4 protein-coding genes and 1 pseudogene are annotated in these 4,075 nt (G+C 73.5%); 1 reads left to right on the top strand and 4 read right to left on the bottom strand.

Features of this window, described 5'->3' with window-relative positions; translation table 11 throughout:
* Window positions 1-43: 43 nt before the first annotated feature.
* Window positions 44-1,318 carry an amidohydrolase family protein gene (locus AB0J52_RS30450; protein ID WP_500186106.1) on the bottom strand — a complete coding sequence of 425 codons (1,275 nt, stop codon included), beginning with the start codon at window positions 1,316-1,318 and terminating at the stop codon, window positions 44-46.
* A gap of 37 nt (window positions 1,319-1,355) precedes the next feature.
* On the opposite strand from AB0J52_RS30450, the gene AB0J52_RS30455 reads away from it, so the two are divergent.
* Window positions 1,356-1,898: a MarR family winged helix-turn-helix transcriptional regulator gene (locus tag AB0J52_RS30455; protein ID WP_500186107.1), complete on the top strand. Its 543-nt coding sequence runs from the start codon at window positions 1,356-1,358 to the stop codon at window positions 1,896-1,898.
* Between the two features lie 93 nt (window positions 1,899-1,991).
* Here the strand turns inward: AB0J52_RS30455 and AB0J52_RS30460 are convergent, their stop codons facing one another.
* The 3 genes and pseudogenes from AB0J52_RS30460 to AB0J52_RS30470 form a co-directional block, all read right to left on the bottom strand.
* Entirely contained in the window at window positions 1,992-3,062 is a 1,071-nt protein-coding gene (locus tag AB0J52_RS30460) for a C40 family peptidase (protein WP_500186108.1), read from the bottom strand.
* Complete coding sequence (locus AB0J52_RS30465) at window positions 3,059-3,721, bottom strand: hypothetical protein (RefSeq protein ID WP_500186109.1); 663 nt, start codon at window positions 3,719-3,721, stop codon at window positions 3,059-3,061. Before AB0J52_RS30465 ends, AB0J52_RS30460 begins: the two co-directional genes overlap by 4 nt.
* A pseudogene (locus AB0J52_RS30470) lies at window positions 3,721-4,075 on the bottom strand (type IV secretion system protein); the annotation flags it as partial. The pseudogene AB0J52_RS30470 and the gene AB0J52_RS30465, both read right to left, overlap by 1 nt.

Raw genomic sequence — 4,075 nt, forward strand, 5'->3', positions numbered from 1 at the left:
CCTCCATTTCCCGCCCCGCCGTCCCGGCCCGCCGACCGGGCCGTCAGGCGCGCGCGGCCGCCGCCTCGGTGACATGGGCGGCGGACGCGGCCAGGCGGTCCAGAGCGGCCTCGACGTCCGCGACCAGGCGCCCGTCGCGCTTGACGACGCGTCCGGCCACCAGGACGGTGTCCACGGCGCGCGTGTCGGCGTACAGGACGACCGTGGCCACCGGGTCGTGGACGGGCGCGACCCCCGGCAGGTCCGGGCGCAGCAGGACCAGGTCCGCCTGCCGTCCCGGCGCGATCTCCCCGGTGACGTCGCCGAGTCCGGCGGCCCGCGCGCCCTCGGCCGTCGCCATCAGCAGCGCGTCCGCGACCGTGAAGCCGAGGCCCGCGCCGTCCGGACGGGCCCGCTCGGTGTAGTACGCGGCGCGCATGAGGCTGAACATGTCGCCCCCGGCGCTCGTTATCGCGTCGGCGCTCAGGCCGGTCGGGATGCCCGCGGCCCGCGCGCGTCCCGTGGCGGGCGGGCTGAACCCCATCGCGGTCTCGATCGCGGGTGAGACCGCGACCGTCCCGCCGTGGTCCGCGATGCGCTTGAACTGCTCGTCGGTGTAGTCGTTGGCGTGGACGTACATGGTTCCGGGCGTCCAGAGGCCGGTGTCGTCCAGGAACGCGAGCCCGGCGCGCGCGGTCTCCTGCCCGTGGCCGCCCATGTGGACGGTGATCATGGCGTCCAGGTCGCGGGCGGTCAGCCACTCCGCGCGCGCGAGGTCGAGGTCGCCGAAGTCGGGGCCGAGCGCGGCCACGGCCATCCGGACCAGGCCGTCCCCGCACACCTCCCGGACGCGCTCCGACTCGGCCGTCCGGGACGCCTCCGCGCCCGCGTGCCGGTAGCCGTACACCGCGCGGATGCCGGCGTCGCGGAGCGCCTGGACGTTCGCGTCGGTGTGCTCGGGCGAGACGGGCCCGTGCGCCCAGTCCACGACGGTCGTGACGCCGGAGTCGAGCGCCTCCAGGGCCGAGCCGAGCACGCCCGCGTAGACGTCTTCGGGCCGGAACGCAGGTCCCAGCCTGCCGAGCACGCGGTCGAGGTAGGTGTGCAGCGACGTGTCCGGCAGGACGCCGCGGATCACGCCCTGCCACATGTGCCGGTGGGTGTCCACGAAGCCGGGCAGGACGATCCGGCCGGACGCGTCGATCACCTCCGCGCCGTCCGGGACGGGCAGGCCGGGGCCGACGGCGGCGATGGCGCCGTCCTGGACCAGCACGTCGGCGACGCCGAGGACACGGGGGCTCAGCACGAGCCCGCCCTGGATCAGAAGGGGGGTTGTCATGGCCGAAAGCTTAAAGAGAAGCTTTCTAGAAAGCAATATGGATGAGAGTATCCTCGGCTGCGTGCAGCACGACCGGGACGGCCACCGCGACGACATCGACTCCCTCGCGGAGACCTGGCGCGCCGACGGCGTGAACGAGACGGTCATCGCGATGCTGGAGCTCGGCAAGCGGGCCGGACGGCTGCACAACCTCGTCCAGCAGGCCGTCCGCGCCGAACTCACCGACCTCGGCCTCACCTACGCCGAGTTCGAGGTGCTGACCGTCCTGCGGCGCGCGGGCAGCCCCTACCGGCTGCGCCCGACGGACCTCACCCGCTCGGCGTTCCTCACCTCCGGCGGCACCAGCAACGTCCTGCAGCGCCTGGAGAAGGCGGGCCACGTGGAGCGCGGCGCCGACGAGGGCGACGGCCGCGGCCGCTGGGTCCGGCTCACCGACGAGGGCCTGCGCGTCACCGAGGACGCCCTGGTCGCCAGCGGCACGGCGCACCACGACGTCCTCAGGTCCGTCGGCCCGGAGAAGCTGCGCGCCGCCGCCGACGCCCTCCGCGACGTCCTCGGCCCCATCACCCCCCGCCGCTGAACCCCACGGCGTCGTGGAGCCCTCGCGACGCGCTCCCGGTGTCCGCTCGTGGCCCGTTGACGCGGGACGCGGCGTCCTTCAGCCGGTTGCGGGTCAGCCGCCGGGCTGGCCTGCGGACGTCAGGTGCGCGAGCTGCGTCTGCAGTTGCTTGGTCGCGAGCGGCCTCGTGACCCCGAGCCAGTCGGGACGGTTGTACGGAGTGACGCCGATGTTCGGGACGCACGCCGAGCAGCGCGCGACGACCATCCGGTTCTTCCCGATGACCATGCCGACGTGCCCCGGACTGTCCGACGACGTGCCGGGCCCGGAGTTGAAGAACACGAAGTCGCCCGGCTGCTCCTGGCCCTTGGGGATCCTCTTGCCCATGGGCCACTGCTCGAACGTCGTGCGCGGGATGCTGAGGCCGACCGACTTGTACGCGGCCTGCAGCAGGCTGGAGCAGTCCCAGGCGTCCGGACCGGAGGCGCCGAAGATGTACCGCTTGCCGCGCTGCGCCATCGCGAACGCGATGATCTGCCGGATGAGGCCGGAGGCGTTCGCGGGCAGCTGGTCGTCCTGGCAGTCCACGCCGTTCGACTGGACGACCTTGAAGTTGCCGTTGGCGTACTTCCCGGCCCAGTCGAGGACCAGGTTCACGTAGTCCCAGGAGTGGTTGTACATGAAGATGGCGGTCTTCATGCGGGCCGGAGCGCCGTTGTGCTTGAGGTACGCGCCGGCGGTGTAGATCGCGTCCGCCGGGTCGTACAGGTTCTTCTTGCCGTCGTGGTCGCCGTCCACCGCGAACGAGTCGAACGTCGGCTTCAGGAACTGCATCGGGCCGCCCGCGCCCGCGTAGTTCGTGCCGGTCTTGACGCCCGGCTCCCCGGACGTCCCGTGCACGGTCTCGACCCGCCCGATCCCGGCGAGGATGTTCCACGGGATGCCGTACCGCTTGCCCGCCGCCTGGTACAGGGCCAGGTAGTCCGCCGGGATGCCGCGCGCGTCGTCGGACGTGCCCGGCTGCGAGGACGCGCCGGAGGTGTCCACGCATCCGCCGCTGCCCGCGCCGCCCCCGCCGAACATGAACTGGCTCGCCCCGAACAGCACCGGGACCAGCATCAGCGAGGCGAACAGCGCCGCCGCCGCGGCGAGGGCCGTGACGGCCAGCACCCGAGCGCGGGTCATCCCGTACCGCCCCCTCCGGTGTCGCCCGCCTGCCCGACGTCGGCGGGTTCGAACGCCGAGACCTTCAGCGCGTTGCCGTCACGCGCGACCGTCACCGCCCACTGCTTGCTGTCGTCGCCCCCGCTCCCCGCCTTGGTGATCCGCTGCTTGCCGGTCACCAGGAAGATGATCGAGTTGTTGCCGATGTCGCGCACCTGGTCGAGCGTCGCGGTGCAGGTCGCGACCGTCTGGTCCTGCTGCCGCTGCTGCCGCAGGCCCGGCGCGCCGAACCCCTGCGCGACCTGCTGCCCGACCTGGTCGCTGACCAGCGGCTGCAGCCGCGCCGCGTACGCCTGCGGCTGCTCGTCGAACCGGTACGTCCCGTACGCGGCGACGAACTTCTGCGCGGTGTCGGCGGCGGTCGCGAACTCCTGCTGGGTGAACGGAAGCAGCCGGTAGATGTCGAAGTTCCCGGCGTTCACCTGCGAGGTGATGCCGGGGGGCGGGGAGGCGGGCGCGACCGGCCCGCCCCCGCCACCGCTCACGGGCGCGGGACGCGCCGTGCGGTGGGAGGGCTTGTGCTGCGCCGGCGAGGCCACCGTCAGGTACACCCCGACGGCGGCGAGCACCACCACCAGCACCCCGAAAACGATCTTCCGTTGGCGGTCCGACAGGTTCATCACTCGTCCCGATCGACCGGACGCAGCCAGAACGGGATCGGCGGCTCGCCCTCACCGGACCGCCGTCCGCCGCCCCACAGCGGCGGAGCCTGGGAGGCCCCCCCGCCCTCGCCGCCCGCGCCGGGCCGGGGCTGCGGGACGTCAGAGCCCCCGCCGCCGGAGGCACCCGATCCGCCGGATCCACCGGACCCGCCGCCGGGCATCACGCCGCCGCCGGAACCGCCGGAACCACCACGGCCGCCGCCGGAGCCACGCCGTCCGCCGCCGTTTCCGCTGTTACCGCCGTTTCCGCCGGAGTTGCGGCGTCCGCCGCCGAACCAGCCACGTCCGCCACCGGACGACGAGCCACCCGAC

Origin of the sequence: Spirillospora sp. NPDC049652 (genome assembly GCF_040675125.1) — a bacterium.
GTDB lineage: Bacteria > Actinomycetota > Actinomycetes > Streptosporangiales > Streptosporangiaceae > Spirillospora.

What these genes read in the sequence shown, in the direction of transcription:
- AB0J52_RS30450 (WP_500186106.1), bottom strand. Translation starts at nt 1,318, where the DNA reads ATGACAACCCCCCTTCTGATCCAGGGCGGGCTCGTGCTGAGCCCCCGT.
- AB0J52_RS30455 (WP_500186107.1), top strand. Translation starts at nt 1,356, where the DNA reads ATGGATGAGAGTATCCTCGGCTGCGTGCAGCACGACCGGGACGGCCAC.
- AB0J52_RS30460 (WP_500186108.1), bottom strand. Translation starts at nt 3,062, where the DNA reads ATGACCCGCGCTCGGGTGCTGGCCGTCACGGCCCTCGCCGCGGCGGCG.
- AB0J52_RS30465 (WP_500186109.1), bottom strand. Translation starts at nt 3,721, where the DNA reads ATGAACCTGTCGGACCGCCAACGGAAGATCGTTTTCGGGGTGCTGGTG.